The sequence below is a fragment of the Janthinobacterium amylolyticum genome, from assembly GCF_051380655.1.
Lineage (GTDB): Bacteria > Pseudomonadota > Gammaproteobacteria > Burkholderiales > Burkholderiaceae_D > Janthinobacterium.
On the sequence record NZ_JBNYXL010000009.1, the window covers coordinates 250761 to 270232 of the forward strand.

The 19472-nt window shown below is 62.9% G+C and carries 17 protein-coding genes; 16 read left to right on the forward strand and 1 reads right to left on the reverse strand.

Annotated features, from left to right (window positions below):
- Positions 1–460 precede the first annotated feature (460 nt).
- From mraZ to ACQ4WR_RS20480, 16 genes are all read left to right on the forward strand, one after another.
- Positions 461–889: a division/cell wall cluster transcriptional repressor MraZ gene (gene mraZ, locus ACQ4WR_RS20405; protein ID WP_086145305.1), complete on the forward strand. Its 429-nt coding sequence runs from the start codon at positions 461–463 to the stop codon at positions 887–889.
- A gap of 9 nt (positions 890–898) precedes the next feature.
- Positions 899–1867: a 16S rRNA (cytosine(1402)-N(4))-methyltransferase RsmH gene (gene rsmH / locus ACQ4WR_RS20410; protein ID WP_102295558.1), complete on the forward strand. Its 969-nt coding sequence runs from the start codon at positions 899–901 to the stop codon at positions 1865–1867.
- Positions 1864–2133: a cell division protein FtsL gene (ftsL, locus tag ACQ4WR_RS20415; RefSeq protein WP_010394930.1), complete on the forward strand. Its 270-nt coding sequence runs from the start codon at positions 1864–1866 to the stop codon at positions 2131–2133. Before rsmH ends, ftsL begins: the two co-directional genes overlap by 4 nt.
- Positions 2133–3911 (forward strand): peptidoglycan D,D-transpeptidase FtsI family protein, encoded by a 1779-nt coding sequence (locus ACQ4WR_RS20420; RefSeq protein ID WP_102295557.1) that lies wholly within the window; start codon positions 2133–2135, stop codon positions 3909–3911. The genes ftsL and ACQ4WR_RS20420 overlap by 1 nt, the downstream gene beginning before the upstream one ends.
- A gap of 8 nt (positions 3912–3919) precedes the next feature.
- Positions 3920–5434: a UDP-N-acetylmuramoyl-L-alanyl-D-glutamate--2,6-diaminopimelate ligase gene (locus tag ACQ4WR_RS20425; protein WP_436489546.1), complete on the forward strand. Its 1515-nt coding sequence runs from the start codon at positions 3920–3922 to the stop codon at positions 5432–5434.
- Between the two features lie 11 nt (positions 5435–5445).
- Positions 5446–6876 (forward strand): UDP-N-acetylmuramoyl-tripeptide--D-alanyl-D-alanine ligase, encoded by a 1431-nt coding sequence (locus tag ACQ4WR_RS20430; protein WP_436489602.1) that lies wholly within the window; start codon positions 5446–5448, stop codon positions 6874–6876.
- Between the two features lie 2 nt (positions 6877–6878).
- Positions 6879–8054: a phospho-N-acetylmuramoyl-pentapeptide-transferase gene (gene mraY, locus ACQ4WR_RS20435; protein WP_034748886.1), complete on the forward strand. Its 1176-nt coding sequence runs from the start codon at positions 6879–6881 to the stop codon at positions 8052–8054.
- The gene (murD, locus tag ACQ4WR_RS20440) at positions 8054–9634 is read left to right on the forward strand and encodes a UDP-N-acetylmuramoyl-L-alanine--D-glutamate ligase (RefSeq protein WP_436489548.1); all 1581 of its coding nucleotides are present in this window, start codon (positions 8054–8056) and stop codon (positions 9632–9634) included. Before mraY ends, murD begins: the two co-directional genes overlap by 1 nt.
- Positions 9634–10845: a putative lipid II flippase FtsW gene (ftsW, locus tag ACQ4WR_RS20445; RefSeq protein WP_102295550.1), complete on the forward strand. Its 1212-nt coding sequence runs from the start codon at positions 9634–9636 to the stop codon at positions 10843–10845. The genes murD and ftsW overlap by 1 nt, the downstream gene beginning before the upstream one ends.
- Complete coding sequence (murG, locus tag ACQ4WR_RS20450; protein WP_436489550.1) at positions 10842–11936, forward strand: undecaprenyldiphospho-muramoylpentapeptide beta-N-acetylglucosaminyltransferase; 1095 nt, start codon at positions 10842–10844, stop codon at positions 11934–11936. Before ftsW ends, murG begins: the two co-directional genes overlap by 4 nt.
- A gap of 10 nt (positions 11937–11946) precedes the next feature.
- Positions 11947–13350: a UDP-N-acetylmuramate--L-alanine ligase gene (gene murC, locus ACQ4WR_RS20455; protein ID WP_102295549.1), complete on the forward strand. Its 1404-nt coding sequence runs from the start codon at positions 11947–11949 to the stop codon at positions 13348–13350.
- Between the two features lies 1 nt (position 13351).
- A complete protein-coding gene (locus ACQ4WR_RS20460; protein WP_436489552.1) occupies positions 13352–14320 on the forward strand; it encodes a D-alanine--D-alanine ligase in 969 nt (322 codons plus the stop codon).
- A gap of 1 nt (position 14321) precedes the next feature.
- Positions 14322–15134, forward strand: coding sequence for a cell division protein FtsQ/DivIB (locus ACQ4WR_RS20465; protein WP_102295545.1), 813 nt, complete (start codon positions 14322–14324; stop codon positions 15132–15134).
- Positions 15135–15175: 41 nt separating this feature from the next.
- Positions 15176–16408 carry a cell division protein FtsA gene (gene ftsA / locus ACQ4WR_RS20470; protein WP_010394955.1) on the forward strand — a complete coding sequence of 411 codons (1233 nt, stop codon included), beginning with the start codon at positions 15176–15178 and terminating at the stop codon, positions 16406–16408.
- Between the two features lie 154 nt (positions 16409–16562).
- Entirely contained in the window at positions 16563–17771 is a 1209-nt protein-coding gene (gene ftsZ, locus ACQ4WR_RS20475; protein WP_102295543.1) for a cell division protein FtsZ, read from the forward strand.
- Positions 17772–17996: 225 nt separating this feature from the next.
- Complete coding sequence (locus tag ACQ4WR_RS20480; RefSeq protein WP_102295541.1) at positions 17997–18503, forward strand: peroxiredoxin; 507 nt, start codon at positions 17997–17999, stop codon at positions 18501–18503.
- 171 nt (positions 18504–18674) lie between these two features.
- Here the strand turns inward: ACQ4WR_RS20480 and ACQ4WR_RS20485 are convergent, their stop codons facing one another.
- Positions 18675–19442, reverse strand: a complete 768-nt coding sequence (locus ACQ4WR_RS20485; RefSeq protein WP_436489555.1) for a class I SAM-dependent methyltransferase — start codon at positions 19440–19442, stop codon at positions 18675–18677.
- Between the last annotated feature and the right edge of the window lie 30 nt (positions 19443–19472).

Below are 19472 nucleotides of genomic sequence, written 5' to 3' on the forward strand. Positions count from 1 at the left end.
TTCGGTGCTGAAGCCAGCCCCGGAAAATGGCGGAAGGGGGTGTCCTGTGCAGTATTTTTTTGCCGAAAACCAAGTCTTTCCTGCGGGCAAATTACCGTTGTGTCCGACTGACGAAAGTATTGTCATGTGTCAACTAACTGTAAAAAATTCAATTTTTCGATTTCGTCTTTTTCGATGTTTACGGTAGGAAAACACATGTGTGCAGATGAGGTACCACATTCACTATCTGTCATAAGTATCTAATTTATCGATATATTTTTATTTGAGACTCCTTCAACGATATGCGCTAAGTCCTTAATTTCATTAATAAAATTCCTGTTTTGCCAATCGGAAACCGCTTGACCACTATCTTTGCTTACTCTAAAGTGGGCAACTGTGTGAAAAAGTGTATTTTTGTGGGAAATTATCCCTGGCAGCGCGGCACCACGATGTCGCAACCCAAGCTTAAAAAAGGTCTTCCGTGTTTCAAGGCGCGTCCGCAATCAATCTCGATGCCAAAGGCAGGATGTCTATCCCTGCCAAGCACCGTGACGCGCTGGCGATTCAATGCGAAGGCCGCCTGACCCTCACCAAGCACCCGGATGGCTGCCTGCTGTTCTTTCCCCGTCCCGTGTGGGAAAGCCACCGCCAGCAAATCGCCACCTGGCCCATGTCGGCGCGCGCCTGGCAGCGCATCTTCCTCGGCAACGCCTGCGACGTCGAGCTGGACTCGGCGGGCCGCGTGCTGATCTCCCCTGAATTGCGCAACGCCGTCGGGCTGTCGCGCGAAGTGATGATGATCGGCATGGGCAGCCACTTTGAAATATGGGATGCCGCCAAACTGGCCGAACAAGAACAGCAGGCGATCGATGCCGGCACCCCCGATGTACTCTCCAATTTTTCTTTCTAAGGCTCCGTAATGACACTACTCACGGTGCCGGAATTTCAGCATCGCACGGTGCTGCTTGATGAAGCGGTCGACGCGCTCGACCTGTCGGGCGAACGCGCGCATGGCATTTACGTCGACGGCACTTTTGGCCGCGGCGGGCATAGCCGATTGATTCTGTCGCGCCTGGCGGACGACGCGCGCCTGATCGGCTTCGACAAGGACTTGCAAGCCATCGCCACGGCCGAACAGATCGCCGACCCCCGCTTCCAGATTGTCCACGACAGTTTTGCCACCATGACGGCCAGCCTGGCCGAACGTGGCGTGCGGCAGGTCGATGGCATCCTGCTCGACCTGGGCATCTCGTCGCCGCAAGTCGACGACGCGGCGCGCGGTTTCAGCTTCCGCAACGACGGACCGCTGGACATGCGCATGGATACCACGCGCGGCATCTCCGCAGCTGAATGGCTGGCGGTCGAAACCGAGCAGAATTTAGAGAAAGTGATACGCGATTATGGGGAAGAACGGTTTGCTTTTCAGATTGCAAAGGCGATTGTTGCTGGCCGGGCAGTCCAGCCAATTTCAAGCACACGACAGCTTGCCAGCATCGTGGCAGGCGCCGTCAAGACCCGCGAGAAGGGTAAGGACCCCGCTACCCGCACCTTTCAGGCCATACGCATTTTCATTAACAAAGAGCTCGAGGATCTCGAGATCGGTTTGAATCAGGCGTATGCCTGCCTGGCGCCCGGCGCGCGCATGGCCGTGATCAGTTTCCATTCGCTGGAAGACCGCATGGTCAAGCGCTTCTTCGCCTCGAAGGCGAACGTCGAGCAGCCTGACCGCCGCCTGCCGATCCGCGCGGTCGACTTGCCGCAGCCGGAAATGAAGCTGATCTCGAAAATGAAGCCGTCCGACGCCGAGATCGAGGCGAATCCGCGCTCGCGTTCGGCCGTGATGCGCGTGGCGCAGCGTTTGCCCATTCCAGCTGGCGGCCCCCGATGACTGGCAAGCTGTGTGTCGTGCTGTCGGCCCTGTTGGTGTGCTGCGGCCTGTCGCTGGTGAACGCGCAATATCAGTCGCGCCACCTGCTGATCGACCTGGAGCGCGCGCAAGCGCTGTCGCGCCAGCTCGACATCGACTGGGCGCAGCTGCAGCTGGACCAGTCCACCCTGGGCAAGCACGAACGCATCGAAGCCATTGCGCGGCGCGACCTGAGCATGACGCCGCTGACGGCGGCACGCACGCAGTACCTGACGGAGGGTGAATAATGAAGTTGGGCGGTAACAGCAACGGCCGGGTGGCGGCATCGACAGGCGTGCCATTCTCGAAGAACCCCGTACTGGCAGTGCGTCTGCCCGTCTGGCGTTCGCGCGTCGTGCTGTTCCTGCTGTTCTTCGCTTTCGCCGGCCTGGGCGCGCGCGCCCTGTGGCTGCAAGGCGTATCGACGCAGTTCCTGCAAAAGCAGGGCAAGGCGCGCTACGAGCGCACCCTGGAATTGCCGGCCACGCGCGGCAAGATCACCGACCGCAATGGCCAGGTGCTGGCTTCATCCGTTCCCGTGAAAGCCATCTGGGCGATTCCCGACGACGTGCTGCAGGCGTCGCCCGAAAAAATCAATGCGCTGGCCGGCCTTCTGGAAATGAACGTCAACGAATTGCGCAAGAAGCTCGATTCGGACCGCAGCTTCGTCTACCTGAAACGCCAGGTCGAGATGGACGTGGCCGACAAGATTTCCAAGCTGGGCATCGACGGCATCGACGAGCGCAAGGAGTACAAGCGCTTTTATCCACAGGGTGAAGTGATGACCCACGTGGTCGGCTTTACCAATGTGGAAGACGTGGGCCAGGAAAGCATGGAACTGGCGCAGCAGAAAACCCTCGTCGGCACCACCGGCAGCCGCCGCGTTATCAAGGACCGTCTGGGCCACATCGTCGAAGACATCGGTTTCATCCACGAACCGCACGACGGCAAGGACCTGACCCTGTCCGTCGACAGCAAGATCCAGTACATCGCCTTCACCCAGTTGAAGGAAGCGGTGGAGAAATTCAATGCCAAGGCCGGCGGCGCCGTGGTGCTTGACGTGCACACGGGCGAAGTGCTGGCCCTGGCCAACTACCCGAGCTACGACCCGAACGACCGCCGCAAGCTCACCGGCCAGCAGCTGCGCAACCGCGTCATGACCGATACCTTTGAGCCCGGTTCGACACTGAAGCCGATCACTGTCTCGCTTGCGCTCGACACGGGCCGGGTCAAGCCGGGCACCCTGATCGACACGGGACCTGGCCGCTACACCATCGCCGACCGCACGATCACCGACACCAAGCCGCACGGCGTGATCAATGTCTCCGAAATCATCGAAATGTCGTCGAACATCGGCACCTCGAAAATCGCGCTGGGCATGCCATCGCAGGAAATGTGGGAAATGTTTACCAAGGTGGGCTTCGGCCAGCAGCCGAAATGGGGTTTCCCCGGCGCCGTGGCCGGCCGTGTGCGCCCGTATAAATCGTGGCGCCCGGTGGAACAGGCGACCATGAGCTACGGTAACGGCATTTCCGTCTCGCTGATCCAGCTGGCGCGCTCCTACATGATGTTCGCGCGCGACGGCGACACGATTCCCCTGTCGTTCCAGAAGGTCAATGAACTGCCCGTGGGCCAGCAAGTGATCAAGCCGAAGACGGCCGCCGAAATGCGCGCCATGCTGGAACTGGTGGTCTCCGGCGCGCACGGCTCGGCCAAGCGCGCCCAGGTCGCCGGCTACAGGGTCGGCGGCAAGACCGGTACCGCCTATAAAGTGGAAAACGGCCGCTATGCGATGCCGCGCAAATATATCGGCTCTTTCGTGGGCATGGTGCCGATGTCGGCGCCGCGCTTCATCATTGCCGTGATGATCGATGAACCGACCGGCCCGGCCCACTATGGCGGCCAGGTTGCCGCTCCCGCTTTCGCGGCGATTGCGACCAACGCGCTGCGCGCGATGAACGTACCGCCCGATTCCTCCGTTACCGAAATCGTGGTCCCGGCCAATGCCGGCCCGGAGGCCATGTGAAGTCACTCATGACCATACAAGACATCAGTTTGTGGATCAAAGCGGCTGCCCCGAACGGGCAGCTGACGTCCGACTCGCGCCGCGTGCAGCGCGGCGACGTGTTTTTCGCCTATGCCGGCGCCACGCATTTCATCGCCGCCGCCATCGAGCAGGGCGCCGCCGCCATCGTGTTTGACGATACAGGTTTCTCCTGGGATGCAGCCTGGAATGTGCCGCAGCTGGCCGTGGCCGACCTGAAACGCCTGGCTGGCCCCATCGCCCACGCGTTCTACGGCATGCCCGACAGCGCCATGTTCAGCGCCGGCGTGACGGGCACGAATGGCAAGACCTCGTGCGCGCTGTGGCTGGCGCAAGCGCTGGCGCGCCTCGGCGAAACTGCGTCCGTCATCGGTACTTTGGGCGTTGGCCTGTGCAAGCCGCGTGGCGCCATCGAATTCGACGTCACCGGCTACACCACGCCGGACGCCGTGCTGCTGGCGCGCAAACTGGCCGCCATGCGCGACGCCGGCGCGCAAGCCGTCGCCATCGAGGTGTCGTCCATCGGACTTGACCAGGAACGCGCGGCCGGCATGCATTTTGATGTCGCCATGTTCACCAACCTGACGCGCGACCATCTCGACTACCATGGCGACATGGCCGCCTACGAGGCGGCCAAAGTAAAACTGTTCGACTGGCCGGGCTTGAAAACGGCCGTCATCAACCTCGATGACCCCATGGGTCTGCGCCTGGCGCGCCACGTGGACGGCAAGTTGGCCGGTGAATATCCCGTCATCGGCTATACCTTGCAGGACGCGGCCAGCTTGCCCGACCTGCCCGGTGTGCTGATGCTGCGGGCCAGCCAGTTCCGCAGCCGCAATGCGGGCACGGACTTCCACCTGGAATGCCCGCTGGGCGTGGCACTGGTCAAGACGCAGCTGGTGGGCCATTTCAATATCAGCAACGCGCTGGCCGTGCTGGGTGCCTTGCTGGCGCACGGCAGCGGCTTGCGCGCCGCCGTCGACGGCATCGAATCGCTGCAGCCGGCCCCGGGCCGCATGCAGCAGGTGGGCGGCCAGGAAGCGCCGATGGTCGTCATCGACTACGCGCACACGCCGGACGCGCTGGAAAAAACCCTGGCTGCCTTGCGCCAGGTGGCGCAGGAGCGGGGCGGCGAACTGTGGTGTGTATTCGGCTGCGGCGGCGACCGCGATCCGGGCAAGCGTCCGCAGATGGGCGCCATCGCGCAGCTGGCCGACCACGTGCTGGTCACCAGCGACAATCCGCGCAGCGAAGATCCGCACACCATCATCGCGCAGATCGTCGCCGGCATGCGTGCCGATGGCGCGCAGCCGCAAGCGATCGAAGACCGCGCCGCGGCGATCCTTTCGGCCATCAAGCATGCGGCCAAGCCGGACGTGATCCTGTTGGCGGGCAAGGGCCATGAGCCGTACCAGGAAATCAAGGGCAAGAAACTGCCGTTCTCCGATGCCGACCATGCGCAGCTGGCATTGTCCGCGCGCCTGACGATGATGAGGACGAACTGATGGATAGCTTGATGCACGCTACCCTGGCAGAACTGATGCCGTCGCTGGACGGCGCGCAGCTGACGGGCGACGCCGTTTTTGACGGCGTGTCCACCGACAGCCGCAGCGCCCCGGCCGGTTCCTTGTTCGTCGCCCTGCGCGGCGAGAGTTTCGATGCCCATGACTTCCTGGAACAGGTGGCCGCCAGCGGCGTGGCCGCCGTGGTGGTCGAGCGCCTGCCTGCAAGCTGGGACAGCGTCAGAGTGCCGGCCATCGTGGTGCCCGATACCCTGGTGGCGCTGGGACGCATCGCCAATCACTGGCGCGCGCGTTTCAATTTACCCGTCATCGGCGTCACCGGCAGCAATGGCAAGACCACCGTCAAGGAAATGATTGCATCGATCCTGGCGGCGGCCTTTGGCGAAGCAGGCCGCCTGGCCACGCGCGGCAACCTGAATAATGAAATCGGCGTGCCCCTGACCCTGTTCCGCCTGAGCTGGCAGCACAAGGCAGCCGTCATCGAGATGGGCATGAATCATCCGGGTGAAATCGCACGCCTGGCGGCGATTGCCGCGCCAACCCTGGCGGTGGTCAACAATGCACAGCGCGAACACCAGGAATTCATGCATACGGTGGAAGCGGTGGCGCGCGAGAACGGCGCCGCGCTGGCAGCCTTGGGCGCTGACGGCGTGGCCGTCTTCCCGCATGGCGATGAATTTACGCCCGTGTGGCGTGAGCTGGCCGGTGCGCGCGCCGTGATCACCTTCGGCCTGTCGAAAGAGGCGGACGTGAGCTGCACGCACCGCGCGGCCGAGGATTTTGGCAGCGACATGTTCGTCAGCGTGCGCGCACAGGACGGCAGCCTGCGCCAGTTCTTCATCGGCTTGCAGGCGGCTGGCGAGCACAATGTGCGCAATGCGCTGGCGGCGGTGGCCTGCGCCATTGGCGCCGGTATCGCCATCGACCATATCAAGCAGGGCCTGCAGGCGTTTTCTCCCGTGAATGGCCGCCTGCAGAAAAAACGCGCGGCCAACGGCGCCACCATCATCGACGACACGTACAACGCCAATCCGGATTCGGCGCGTGCGGCCATCGACGTGCTGGCGCAAGCGGCCGCGCCGCGCATCCTGGTGCTGGGCGAGATGGGCGAAGTCGGCACGCAGGGGCAGCAGTTCCACGAAGAGATCGGCGCCTACGCCGCCGCCAAAGGCATCGAACACGTGCTGGCGACGGGCGGCCTGGCGCGCCATCTGGTCAATCCGGCGCAGGCTGCCGCAAGCCAGGAATCAGGCACGGTCGTGGAGTTTTTCGAACAGTTCGACGGTTTGCTGGCGGCGCTTGATGCGCATTTGTCCGGCCGTTCGGATGCAACAGTATTAATCAAGGGCTCCCGCTTCATGAAAATGGAACGGGCCGTGCAGCATTTGATTGGTTCAAACAACAAAAACAAGGAAGCTCACTAATCATGCTGCTCTGGCTCGCTCATTATTTCCAGGACGACATTGGCCCACTGCGGGTCTTTAACTTCATCACGTTCCGCGCCGTCTTCGCCACCCTGACGGCGATCCTGATCGGCCTGTGCGCGGGGCCCGCCGTGATCCGCATGCTCACGCGCATGAAAGTTGGCCAGGCCGTGCGTACGGATGGCCCGCAAACGCATTTGAAAAAACACGGCACCCCGACCATGGGCGGTGTGCTGATCCTCATCGCCATCGGCATTTCCACCCTGCTGTGGGCCGACCTGTCGAACCGCTTCATCTGGCCCGTGCTGATCGTCACCCTGGGCTTTGGCGCCGTCGGCTGGGCCGATGACTACCGCAAGGTGGTGCACCAGGATCCGGAAGGCATGCGCTCGCGCGAAAAATACTTCTGGCAGTCGCTGATCGGCATCGTCGCCGCCTTCTACCTGGCCTTCTCCGTCTCCGTCTCGGAACCGGATGCGGGCCACGTATGGAATCTGATCTACGCCTGGGTGCAGTCCGGCTTTGCCATGGACCTGCCGCCAAAAGCCGACTTGATCGTGCCATTCTTCAAGACCATCAGCTATCCGTTGGGTGTGTGGGGTTTCATCGCGCTGACCTACTGCGTCATCGTCGGCACCAGCAACGCCGTCAACTTCACCGATGGCCTCGACGGCCTGGCCATCATGCCAACCGTGATGGTGGGCACGGCCCTGGGCCTGTTCGCCTACCTGACCGGCAACGCCACCTATGCGCGCTACCTGTTCATCCCGCACATCCCGGGCGCCGGCGAACTGGTGATCTTCTGTGGCGCGCTGGCCGGTTCCGGCCTGGCCTTCCTCTGGTATAACACGCACCCGGCCAAGGTCTTCATGGGCGACGTCGGCGCGCTGGCACTGGGCGGCGCACTGGGCACCATCGCCGTCATCGTGCGCCAGGAAATCGTCCTGTTCATCATGGGCGGCATCTTCGTCGTCGAAACGCTGTCCGTGATCATCCAGGTCGTCTGGTTCAAGTACACCAAGAAACGCTATGGCGCTGGCCGCCGCGTCTTCCTGATGGCGCCACTGCATCACCATTTTGAACAAAAAGGCTGGAAAGAGACGCAAGTCGTCGTGCGTTTCTGGATCATCACCATGATGCTGGTGCTGCTCGGCCTGACCACCTTGAAGCTGCGCTGATGATGTACCTCGATAAAACCGCACTGGTACTGGGCCTCGGCGAATCGGGGCTGGCCATGGCCCTGTGGCTGGCGCGCAGCGGAGCTTGCGTGCGCGTGGCCGACACGCGTGAAGCGCCGGAGCGCCTGGCCGCCCTGCAGGCCGCCGTGCCGCAGGCGCGGTTCATCGCTGGCGCCTTCAGGGCGGAACTGCTCGATGGCGTCGATTTCGTCGCCGTCAGCCCCGGTCTGGCGCCGCAGCGTGAACTGGCGCATATCGCGCCGGCCGCCGCCGAAAAAAATATCCCCGTGTGGGGCGAGATCGAACTGTTCGCGCAGGCGCTGGCCGCCCTGAAGGCCGAACGCGGCTATGCGCCGAAAGTCGTCGCCATCACGGGCACGAATGGCAAGACGACGGTGACCAGCCTGGTCGGGCTGCTGTGCGAACGCGCGGGCCTGGCCACGCGCGTGGCCGGCAATATCAGCCCGGCGGCGCTCGACGTGCTGCGCGAAGTGCTCGATGCCGAGCCGGCGCCTGTTACCGCCGCTGTCGAAGCAGAGGGCGAAGCAGCTGAAGCCATTCAAGTGGCCGAACCTGTCGCCAGCACCTTGCCGCAAGCGTGGATCCTGGAGTTGTCCAGCTTCCAGCTGCACACGACCTTCAGCCTGCAGGCCGATGCGGCCACGGTATTGAATCTGTCGCAGGACCACCTGGACTGGCATGGCGACATGGCCTCCTATGCTGCCGACAAGGCGCGCATCTTTGGCGATGAAACCGTGCGCATCCTGAACCGCGACGACGCGCTGGTCATGCACATGGCCAATCCGCTGGCCGACACCATCACTTTCGGCACGGGCGAACCGGCGGACGTCGACAGCTTTGGCCTGGTCAACGAGCGCGGCATCTTCTGGCTGGCGCAAGCCGTGCCTAGCGAAGAAGTGATCGAGAAGAAGCGCAAGAAGAATGATCCGGCGCCGGAACCGGTACCGACGATGGCGAAAAAACTGATGCCGGCCGACGCCTTGAAAATCCGCGGCCAGCACAATGCGGCCAATGCGCTGGCGGCGCTGGCCCTGTGCCGCGCCATCGGCCTGCCATTCGCGCCGCTGCTGCATGGCTTGCGCGAATACCAGGGCGAACCGCACCGGGTGGAACTGGTCACGGCTGTCAATGAGGTCGAATACTACGACGACAGCAAGGGCACGAATGTGGGTGCGACGGTGGCGGCCCTGTTCGGCCTGGGCAAGGCGTTTGGCGGCGCGGAGCAGCGCCTGGTGCTGATCGCCGGCGGCGATGGCAAGGGGCAGGATTTCTCGCCGCTGGCAGAACCGGTGTCGCGCTATGTGCGCGCCGTGTTGCTGATCGGCCGCGACGCACCCGCTTTGCGCGCGGCGCTCGAGCCGGCCGGCGTGGACATCGTCGATTGCGCCACCTTGCCGGAAGCGGTCAAGCGCGCCAGCAGCCTGGCGCTGGCGGGTGACGCGGTGCTGCTGTCGCCTGCGTGCGCCAGCATGGACATGTTCAAGAACTATGCGCATCGCGCGCAGGTGTTTGTCGACGCCGTGCGCGACATCGCCCTGGAAAACGGACAGGATATCTGATGGCCTTCCAACTGCCATTCCGCTTCGGTTCCGGCTCGGCTGCCAAGCCGCTGGATGGCCGCGCGCGGCAGTCGAAGATGATGGAGTACGACCAGCCGCTGGTCTGGGTGGTACTGCTGCTCATGTTGCTGGGCATGGTGATGGTGTATTCGGCGTCGATCTCGCTGTCGGATGCGCGCAAATTCGCCGCCTACACGAACAATTATTTTGTCGTGCGCCAGGCGCTGTTCATCGGCGTGTCGATCATCGTCGGCGCGATGGTGTTCCGCATCCGCATCGCCACCTGGCAAAAGATGGCGCCGTGGCTGTTCATCGGCACCCTGGTGCTGCTGGTGATGGTATTGATACCGGGTCTGGGCGTCTCGGTCAACGGCGGGCGCCGCTGGCTGAATCTGCCGGGCCTGCGGCCGCAGCCGTCCGAGCTGATGAAGGTGGTAATGGTGCTGTACGCGGCCGACTACACGGTGCGCAAGCAGGAATACATGCACAAGCTGACCAAGGGCTTCATGCCGATGGCGCTGGCCGTCAGTTTCGTCGGCCTGCTGCTGCTGATGGAACCCGACCTGGGCGCCTTTGGCGTGATCGTCTGCATCGCCATGGGCATTCTGTTTTTGGGCGGTGTCAACGCCATCTGGTTCGGTAGCATCGGTGCCATGCTGACGGCGATTTTCGTCACCATCATCGCCTTGTCGAAATTCCGCCGCGAGCGGTTTTTTGCGTATCTCGATCCATGGCAGGAAGACAATGCGCTGAACAAGGCTTACCAGCTGACGCACTCGCTGATCGCCTTCGGACGCGGCGAACTGTTTGGCGTGGGCCTGGGCGGCAGCGTGGAAAAACTGCATTACCTGCCCGAAGCGCATACAGACTTTTTGCTGGCCGTGATCGGCGAGGAACTGGGCCTGGTGGGCGTGCTGATCGTGATCGGCATGTTTTACTGGATCATCAAGCGCGCCTTCGACATCGGCCGCCAGGCGATCGCCATCGACCAGACCTTCGCGGGACTGACGGCGAAAGGCATCGCTATCTGGATCGGCGTGCAGACCTTCATCAACATGGGCGTGAACCTGGGCCTGCTGCCGACCAAGGGGCTGACCTTGCCCCTGATGAGTTATGGCGGCACGGGTGTACTGATTAACTGTATCGGCCTGGCGATTTTGCTGCGCATCGATTACGAAAACCGGATCCTCATGCGCGGGGGCCGGCTATGAACAACGTGACGAATTTGAAACCGACGAAAAGACTGATGATCATGGCGGCCGGCACCGGCGGCCATATTTTCCCTGGCCTGGCGATTGCGCAGACCATGCGCGCGCGCGGCTGGGAAGTGAGCTGGCTGGGCACGACCCACGGCATGGAGCAGGAACTGGTGCCGAAAAGCGGCATTCCCATGGACGCCATCGCGTTCTCCGGCATGCGCGGCAAGGGTCTGGCGCACACGGTGAAGGGTGGCTTCAGGATGCTGGCCAGCTTCTTTGCGATCCGCCGCTTCATCGCCCGCCGCAAGCCGGACGTGGTGATGGGCATGGGTGGCTACGTCACCGTGCCGGGCGGCCTGATGGCGCGCCTGAAGGGTGTGCCGCTGGTGCTGGTCAATGCCGACGCGGCGCTGCTGCTGTCGAACAAGACCCTGGTGCCGCTGGCGCAGCAGGTGTGCTTTGGCTTCCCTGCCGATTTCGGCAGCGCGGCCGGCAAGGCCGTCGTCACGGGCAATCCCGTGCGCGCGGAAATCCTCGCCATGGCGCCGCCGGCCGCGCGTTTCGCTGGCCGCAGCGGGCCGCTGCGCATCCTGGTGGTGGGCGGCAGCCTGGGCGCGAAAGCGCTGAACGACAATCTTCCAGCCGCGCTGGCCTTGATGCCGGCAGGCGAACGTCCGCTGGTGACGCACCAGTCGGGCAAGAAGAATATCGACGCCCTGCATGCCGCGTATGCGCAGGCCGGCGTGCAAGCCAATGTGGTCGACTTCATCGACGACATGGCCAAGGCGTATACGGAAGCCGACCTGGTGATTTGCCGCGCAGGCGCCATCACCCTGTCGGAACTGACGGCGGCCGGCGTGGCCAGCGTGCTGGTGCCACTGGTGGCATCGACCACCAGCCACCAGCGCGACAACGCGCAATGGATGGCAAAACAAGGTGCGGCGATTCATCTGCCGCAGACGGAAATGAGTGCGGCGTCGCTGAGCGCCCTGCTGGCATCGCTGACGCGTGATGCCTGCCAGCAGATGGCGCAGGCGGCACTGGCAGCAGGCAAGCGCGACGCCAATGAGGCGATCGCACACGTATTGGAAAAACTGGCATGAGGTTAGCGCTGTGAAGCATAAAGTAAACAATATCCACTTTGTCGGCATTGGCGGCAGCGGCATGAGCGGCATCGCCGAAGTGCTGGTCAACCTGGGCTACAAGGTGTCGGGCTCCGACCTGGGCAGCAATGCGGCAACGCAGCGCCTGGCGAGCCTGGGCGCGACCGTCATGCTCGGTCACGCGGCGGAAAATATCGGCGACGCCGATGCGGTGGTGACCTCGGGCGCCGTGCCGCAGGACAATCCGGAAGTGGCGGCCGCGCGTGCGCGCAAGATCCCGCTGGTGCCGCGCGCCGTGATGCTCGGTGAATTGATGCGCCTGAAACGCGGCATCGCCATCGCCGGCACGCACGGCAAGACGACGACGACCAGCCTGGTCGCGTCCGTGCTGGCGCAGGGCGGCCTCGATCCTACTTTTGTGATCGGCGGCCGTCTGACCAGCGCCGGCGCGAACGCCAAGCTGGGTTCGGGCGACTACTTGGTGGCCGAAGCCGACGAATCGGACGCCTCGTTCCTGAACCTGACGCCGATGATCGAAGTCATCACGAATATCGACGCCGATCACATGGACACGTATGAGCACGATTTTGAAAAGCTCAAGCAGGCTTTCGTGCAGTTCACGCACCGTCTGCCGTTCTATGGCCGCGCCATGCTGTGCATCGACGATCCGCACGTGCGCGCCATCATCCCGTCCGTGACCAAGCCGGTTACGACCTACGGTTTCGCGGAAGACGCGCAAGTGCGCGCCGTCAACGCGCGCGCCGTGGGACTGGAAATGCACTTCACCGTGCTGCAGGAAGGCTATCCGGACCTGGACGTGGTGCTGAACCAGCCCGGCATGCACAATGTGCAGAATGCCTGCTCGGCGATCGCCATCGCGCGCGAAATCGGCATCGCCGACAGCGCCACCCAGCAGGGCCTGGCGGAGTTTTCCGGCGTCGGCCGCCGCTTCACGCGCTATGGCGACGTGGCGCTGCCGAACGGCGGCAGCTTCGCCCTGGTCGACGATTTCGGCCATCACCCTGTGGAAACGGAAGTGACACTGGCCGCCGCGCGCGCCGCCTATCCTGGCCGCCGTCTGGTGCTGGCGTTCCAGCCGCACCGCTACAGCCGCACGCGCGACCTGTTCGAGGATTTCGTGAAAGTGCTGGGCGCCCCGGACGTGCTGCTCTTGTCCGAAGTGTATGCGGCGGGCGAAGCGCCTATCGTCGCCGCCGACGGCCGCGCACTGGCGCATGCGCTGCGCGCGCGCGGCAAGATCGAACCGATTTTCGTCGAGTCCATGACCGACATGGCCGACACCATCATGAGCGTGGCGCGCGACGGCGACGTCGTGCTGACCATGGGCGCGGGTTCCATCAGCGGCATCCCGCAACAACTGACGACGTATCAATCCAACACTGTAAAGGCCTGATGTGAACCAAGCTTCAGCTATCGATGTAAAACAATTGGGCAAGGTCGGCGTGCTGTTCGGCGGCAGCTCGGCCGAGCGCGAAGTGTCGCTGATGTCCGGCACGGGGGTGCTGGCCGCCTTGACAAGCCGTGGCGTGGATGCGCATGGCTTCGACACGGGCAAACGCAGCCTGGCCGAACTGGCCGCTGAAAAATTCGACCGCGTCTTCATCGCGCTGCACGGCCGCTTCGGCGAAGACGGCAGCCTGCAGGGCGCGCTGGAACAACTGGGCATTCCCTACACGGGCAGCGGCGTGATGGCGTGCTCGGTGGGCATGGACAAGGTCTACACCAAGATGATCTGGCTGATGCACCAGCTGCCGACGCCCAAGTACGCGGTGCTGGACGACAGCTCGGACCTGGCCAAGGTGGCCGTGGAACTGGGTTTGCCGCTGATCGTCAAGCCGCCGCATGAAGGTTCGAGCATCGGCATCACCACGGTCAACGAGGCATCGGCCTTCCAGGCGGCCTACGACATCGCTGCCGGACTCGATGATTCGGTGCTGGCCGAGGAATTCATCAAGGGCCGCGAGTTCACCGTGGCGATCCTGGGCAAGGGCGCTTCGGCGCGCGCGCTGCCACCGATCGAAATCGTCGCGCCGCAAGGCAATTACGACTACCAGAACAAGTACTTCACGGACGATACGCAGTATTTCTGCCCGCCGCAGCTGGACCCGGCGATCGTCGCGGAGATGGAACGCATCGCCGTGGAAGCCTACCGCGCGCTCGGCTGCGAAGGCTGGGGACGGGTCGATGTGCTGATGCGCGCGGCCGACAGCAAGCTGTTCCTGCTGGAAGTCAATACCTCGCCCGGCATGACGGGCCACTCGCTCGTGCCGATGGCAGCGCGCGCGGTGGGCACCAGCTATGAAGACCTGTGCCTGGAAATCGTCGCCGGCGCGCGCCTGAAAATGCACAAGGGACAGCACTGATATGTGGCATGACGCTAAAAGCCTGAACACGACCGCCAACGGCTTGCTGGCCGCGGTTCTGGTCGTGTGCGTGGCAGCCGGCGTCTGGTGGGTCTCGCAGCGTCCGATGTTCGACCTGCGCACCATCAAGGTGGAAAGCGCGGACGACAAGGGCCTGCGGCATGTGAATTACCTGACCCTGCGCAGCGGTACGCTGGGGCGCATCAAGGGCAATTTTTTCACGACCAACCTGGAAAGCGTGCGCGGCGTGTTCGAGTCGGTACCCTGGGTGCGCCGCGCCAGCGTGCGCCGCGAGTGGCCGAATCAGCTGATCGTGGCGCTGGAAGAACATGAAGCGCTGGGAACGTGGGGCGAGGATGGACGGCTGCTGTCGGTCAAGGGCGACGTGTTTACCGCCAACGTGGCCGAAGCGGAAGACGACCATGAATTGCCAGCGTTTGCCGGCCCCGATGGCAGCGAAAAGGAAGTACTGGCCACCTACGTGCAGCTGGCAAAGTGGTTTGCGCCGCTGAAGATGGTGCCGGAAACCCTGTCGCTGTCGAGCCGCTATGCGTGGACCGTGAAACTGAATAACGGCATGAGCGTGGCGCTGGGACGCGAACAGAATCATACGACCCTGAAGGCGCGGGTCGACCGGCTGGTGGGTATTTATCCGCAGCTGGCGAGCCGCCTGGAAAATATCGACACGATCGACATGCGTTACCAGAATGGCCTGGCGCTCAGTTCCGCCGGCCTGGTGATACCGGCCGAGGGCAAGGATGGCAAGCCAGTGATGAAGAAGAAAAACAGTAGTCCGATTAAAAAACCGACTTAACCCAATAACTTAATTTATAGCCCATACAGTAGGCGACAGAAATGACAAAAGACGCGAAAAACCTGATCGTCGGCCTCGACATCGGCACCTCGAAAGTGGTGGCGGTGGTAGCCGAAGTGATGTCCGACGGGCGCCACGAAGTGATCGGGCTGGGCCAGCACGAATCGAAAGGCCTGAAAAAAGGCGTGGTGGTCAATATCGAGGCCACGGTGGAATCCATCCAGCGCGCGCTGGAAGAGGCCGAGCTGATGGCCGACTGCAAGATCCGCAATGTGTACGCGGGCATTGCCGGCAGCCATATCCGCAGCTTCAATTCCAGCGGCATGGTGGCCATCAAGGACAAGGAAGTGACGGCGACCGACGTGGCGCGCGTCATCGAGACGGCAAAAGCGGTTAACATTCCGACCGATCAGCAATTGCTGCACACGGTGCCGCAAGAGTTCATCGTCGACAGCCAGGAAGATGTGCGCGAGCCGATCGGCATGAGCGGCATCCGCCTGGAGGTGAAGGTGCATATCGTCACCGGCGCCGTGTCGGCGGTGCAGAACATCGTCAAGTGCGTGCGCCGCTGCGGCCTGGAAGTGTCGGACCTGATCCTGCAGCCGATGGCGTCCGCCGATGCGGTGCTCACGCCCGATGAAAAGGAACTGGGCGTGGTGCTGATCGACATCGGCGGCGGCACGACCGATGTGGCGGTGTTCTCCGATGGCGCGATCCGCCATACGGCAGTCATTCCCATCGCCGGCGACCAGATCACCAACGACATCGCCATGGCCTTGCGCACCCCGACCGCGGAAGCGGAAGAAATCAAGATCCGCTATGGCGTGGCCAAGCAGGTCCTGGCCGATCCTGGCGAATCGCTGGAAGTGCCTGGCCTGGGCGACCGCGGCCCGCGCAACCTGTCGCGCCAGGCGCTGGCGGCCGTGATCGAGCCGCGCGTCGAAGAGCTGTTCGCCATGGTGCACCAGGTGGTGCGCGAATCCGGTTATGAAGGCGTGCTGTCGTCGGGCATCGTGCTTACGGGCGGCACGTCCATCATGCCCGGCATGGTGGAAATGGCGGAAGATATTTTCCTGAAACCGGCGCGCCTGGGCACGCCCGAGTACCGGGGACAGCTGGCCGACGTGGTGCGCAGTCCGCGCTATGCCACGGTGCTTGGCCTGCTGCTGGAAGCGAAGAAGCAATACCTGCGCGGCCACATCGTGACGCGTCAGGACGGCTCGGTGAAGGCAGTCTGGCAGCGCATGAAGGAATGGTTTTTAGGGAATTTTTAAGGGCATGATTTTCGCCCGGCAGTACAGGTTTTTTGGCAGCATCGCAGGTACACACACATAACTTTATTTTATATTTAACCGCAGTTTTCAATCTCCAGTTCTCCTACCAATATGAGGCCTGGCGCTTGGAAACCGCATCTGATAGGAGCACATCATGGAGTTCGATATGGTCGATAACACAGCTTTAGGTACCGTCATCAAGGTCGTCGGCGTCGGCGGTGCGGGTGGCAATGCAGTCCAACACATGATCAACAAAGGCATGTCGGGCGTGGAGTTCATTGCCGCCAATACCGACGCACAGGCCCTGTCGACATCGAAGGCCCATAACATCATCCAGATCGGCGACACGGGTCTGGGCGCTGGCATGAAGCCTGCAGTCGGCCGCCAGCTGGCCGAAGAATCGCGCGCGCGCATCGCCGATTCGCTGCGCGGCGCGCACATGGTCTTCATCGCCGCAGGCATGGGCGGCGGCACGGGAACGGGCGCCGCTCCCATCGTGGCCGAAGTGGCCAAGGAACTGGGCGCGCTGACGGTGGCGGTGGTTTCCAAGCCGTTCTCGTACGAAGGCCAGAAGTGCATGGACATCGCCGACGAAGGCCTGGAGCAGCTGTCCCTGCACGTCGATTCGCTGATCATCATCCTCAACGAGAAGCTGGAAGAGATCTACGAAGACGAAAGCATGCTGGAATGGATGCAGCACGCCGATGATGTGCTCAATAACGCGGTGGCCGGCATTGCCGAGATCATCAACGTGCCGGGCCACATCAACGTCGACTTCAACGACGTGAAAACCATCATGGGCGAGCAGGGCAAGGCCATGATGGGCACGGCGACGGCGTCCGGCGTCGATCGCGCGCGCATCGCCGCCGAACAGGCTGTCGCTTCGCCGCTGCTGGACGGCATTGACCTGTCCGGCGCGCGCGGGGTGCTGGTCAACGTTACGGCCAGCCGTGGCCTGAAGGGCAAGGAGATCAAGGAAGTCATGGCTGCCGTGCGCGCGTTTGCCGCGCCGGATGCGTCGATCGCGCAAGGTATCGCCTACGACGATGCCATGGGCGACGACATCCGCGTTACCGTGGTGGCGACGGGCCTGGGCCGCGCGAAGAAAAACATCCAGCTGGTACCGCAGCAAGTGCTGCGCACCGGTACCCACAACAGCCCGTTGACCCCGTCGGCGGCGATGGGCGGCGCGCAGGCTGCGACGACCACCGTGGGCGTGGCCACGCCGGCAGCCGGTTTCGACGGCATGAAGGCACCGGCCGTATGGCGCCGCGAATCGGCTTCCGAGCAGGTGCGCGCGATGGAAAAGAATGGCATGGAGACGTATGACATTCCAGCATTCCTGCGCAAGCAAGCCGATTAAGGCAGCTTGATGCATGCAGCGATGACGGCGGCCTGAGGGTCGCCGTTTTTTTATCCGCCTTCTTGATCTTTGGCTTTGCCTTCTCGGCCATTTTCTGCACAAATACGGCAAGTCAGGCATACTATCGCGCAGTGTCGGCAGCTTGCCGGCAGAACCAGATCACGGGCGTGGTCCGCGTCAAAGAAGCGGGCAGCGCCTTCAACCGACAGTACACAAGGAGTCAACATGACCATCAAGATCGGCGACACCCTGCCAGAAGGCACCCTGGCTGAATTCATCGAAAACGAAACCGAAGGCTGCGCACTGGGCCCGAACACGTTCAACGTGCAAGACCTGGTCAAGGGCAAGAAGATCGCCATCTTCGGCCTGCCAGGCGCGTATACCCCGACCTGCTCCGCACAGCACGTGCCAGGCTACGTCAAGCATGCCGCCGACCTGAAAGCCAAAGGCGTCGATGAAATCTGGTGCATCTCCGTCAACGACGCGTTCGTGATGGGCGCCTGGGGCCGCGACCAGAAAGCCACCGGCGTGGTACGCATGATGGCTGACGGCAATGCCGCCTTCAGCAAGGCCCTGGGCCTGGACGCCGATTTTTCCAAGCACGGCATGGGCACGCGCTCGCAGCGCTACTCGATGCTGGTCGACAATGGCGTCGTGACGCAATTGAACATCGAGCAGGGCGGCAAGTTTGAAGTGTCGAATGCCGAGACGCTGCTGGGCCAGCTGGCTTAAGCAGAGTGCAGGCTGGGCAGGTCGGCGTAGGTCGGCTTAGCGCAGCGTAAGCCGACGTGCTGCGTTTGCATCATGTTTGCTCTGGCATTGTTGGATTACGCGCCTTGCGCTAATCCAACCTACCCAAGCTACGCGTAAACCAAAACGGCGCCATCGGCGCCGTTTTCACGTTTATTGCACCTGCGGCTTGGTCGCCTCGAACATGGCCGCATCGATGCTGAACGAATAATCGTCCTGCAGCGCGAAATAGCGCCGCGCTTCCTCTGGCGCGCCGTCGAACAGGTTGCGGATGGCTGCCACGCGTTCGCCCGGCGTGCGCATGCGCGCCACCCACTCGTCGAACTGCATCGTCAGTTTCCACACGCTGCGCAAGCTGTGGCTAAAGCCCGCATTGTTGAATTTGGCGCCCCATTCGCACGTGCGGTAGTCGCGCACGTGGGAAGCGTCGCGCAGCATTTCCACCGCCTGCAAGGTGCTGTCGTACAGGGCCGTCTTCGGCGCCACGATGTCGACCACCAGCAAGGTGCCGTTCGGGCGCAGCACGCGCCACGCCTCGGCCAGCGCCGCCGCCACATCGTTCCAGTGGTGTGCGGAAAAGCGCGTGACGACCATGTCGAAGCTGGCGTCGGCAAACGGCAGGCGCGCCACGTCGCCCTGTTGCGTGCTGATATTGTGCAAGCCGCGCTGTGCCTTGGCGTGCTCGACCACGTCGAGCATGGGTTGCGCCAGGTCGTAGGCGACGACCGATTGCGCCTCGGGGGCGACGGCGAAGCTGGCGTGGCCGGCGCCGCAGCCCAGGTCCAGCACTACCGGCCTGCCATGGCGGCGAGCGCATTCCTGCATCAGCACCAGGTCGGCGCCTTGCGCGTGTACTGCGCTGCTCAGGTAGGCATTCGCCGTCTTGCCAAACTGTTCGGTAACGACATCGTGCTGCTGCATGGTTTTCTCCTGGTGATGGGTGAGTACATG

Excerpts from the sequence above, each read along its gene's own strand:
- rsmH (WP_102295558.1), top strand. The coding sequence starts at position 899 with ATGACACTACTCACGGTGCCGGAATTTCAGCATCGCACGGTGCTGCTT.
- ftsL (WP_010394930.1), top strand. The coding sequence starts at position 1,864 with ATGACTGGCAAGCTGTGTGTCGTGCTGTCGGCCCTGTTGGTGTGCTGC.
- ACQ4WR_RS20420 (WP_102295557.1), top strand. The coding sequence starts at position 2,133 with ATGAAGTTGGGCGGTAACAGCAACGGCCGGGTGGCGGCATCGACAGGC.
- ACQ4WR_RS20425 (WP_436489546.1), top strand. The coding sequence starts at position 3,920 with ATGACCATACAAGACATCAGTTTGTGGATCAAAGCGGCTGCCCCGAAC.
- ACQ4WR_RS20430 (WP_436489602.1), top strand. The coding sequence starts at position 5,446 with ATGCACGCTACCCTGGCAGAACTGATGCCGTCGCTGGACGGCGCGCAG.
- mraY (WP_034748886.1), top strand. The coding sequence starts at position 6,879 with ATGCTGCTCTGGCTCGCTCATTATTTCCAGGACGACATTGGCCCACTG.
- murD (WP_436489548.1), top strand. The coding sequence starts at position 8,054 with ATGATGTACCTCGATAAAACCGCACTGGTACTGGGCCTCGGCGAATCG.
- ftsW (WP_102295550.1), top strand. The coding sequence starts at position 9,634 with ATGGCCTTCCAACTGCCATTCCGCTTCGGTTCCGGCTCGGCTGCCAAG.
- murG (WP_436489550.1), top strand. The coding sequence starts at position 10,842 with ATGAACAACGTGACGAATTTGAAACCGACGAAAAGACTGATGATCATG.
- ACQ4WR_RS20465 (WP_102295545.1), top strand. The coding sequence starts at position 14,322 with ATGTGGCATGACGCTAAAAGCCTGAACACGACCGCCAACGGCTTGCTG.
- ftsA (WP_010394955.1), top strand. The coding sequence starts at position 15,176 with ATGACAAAAGACGCGAAAAACCTGATCGTCGGCCTCGACATCGGCACC.
- ftsZ (WP_102295543.1), top strand. The coding sequence starts at position 16,563 with ATGGAGTTCGATATGGTCGATAACACAGCTTTAGGTACCGTCATCAAG.
- ACQ4WR_RS20480 (WP_102295541.1), top strand. The coding sequence starts at position 17,997 with ATGACCATCAAGATCGGCGACACCCTGCCAGAAGGCACCCTGGCTGAA.
- ACQ4WR_RS20485 (WP_436489555.1), bottom strand. The coding sequence starts at position 19,442 with ATGCAGCAGCACGATGTCGTTACCGAACAGTTTGGCAAGACGGCGAAT.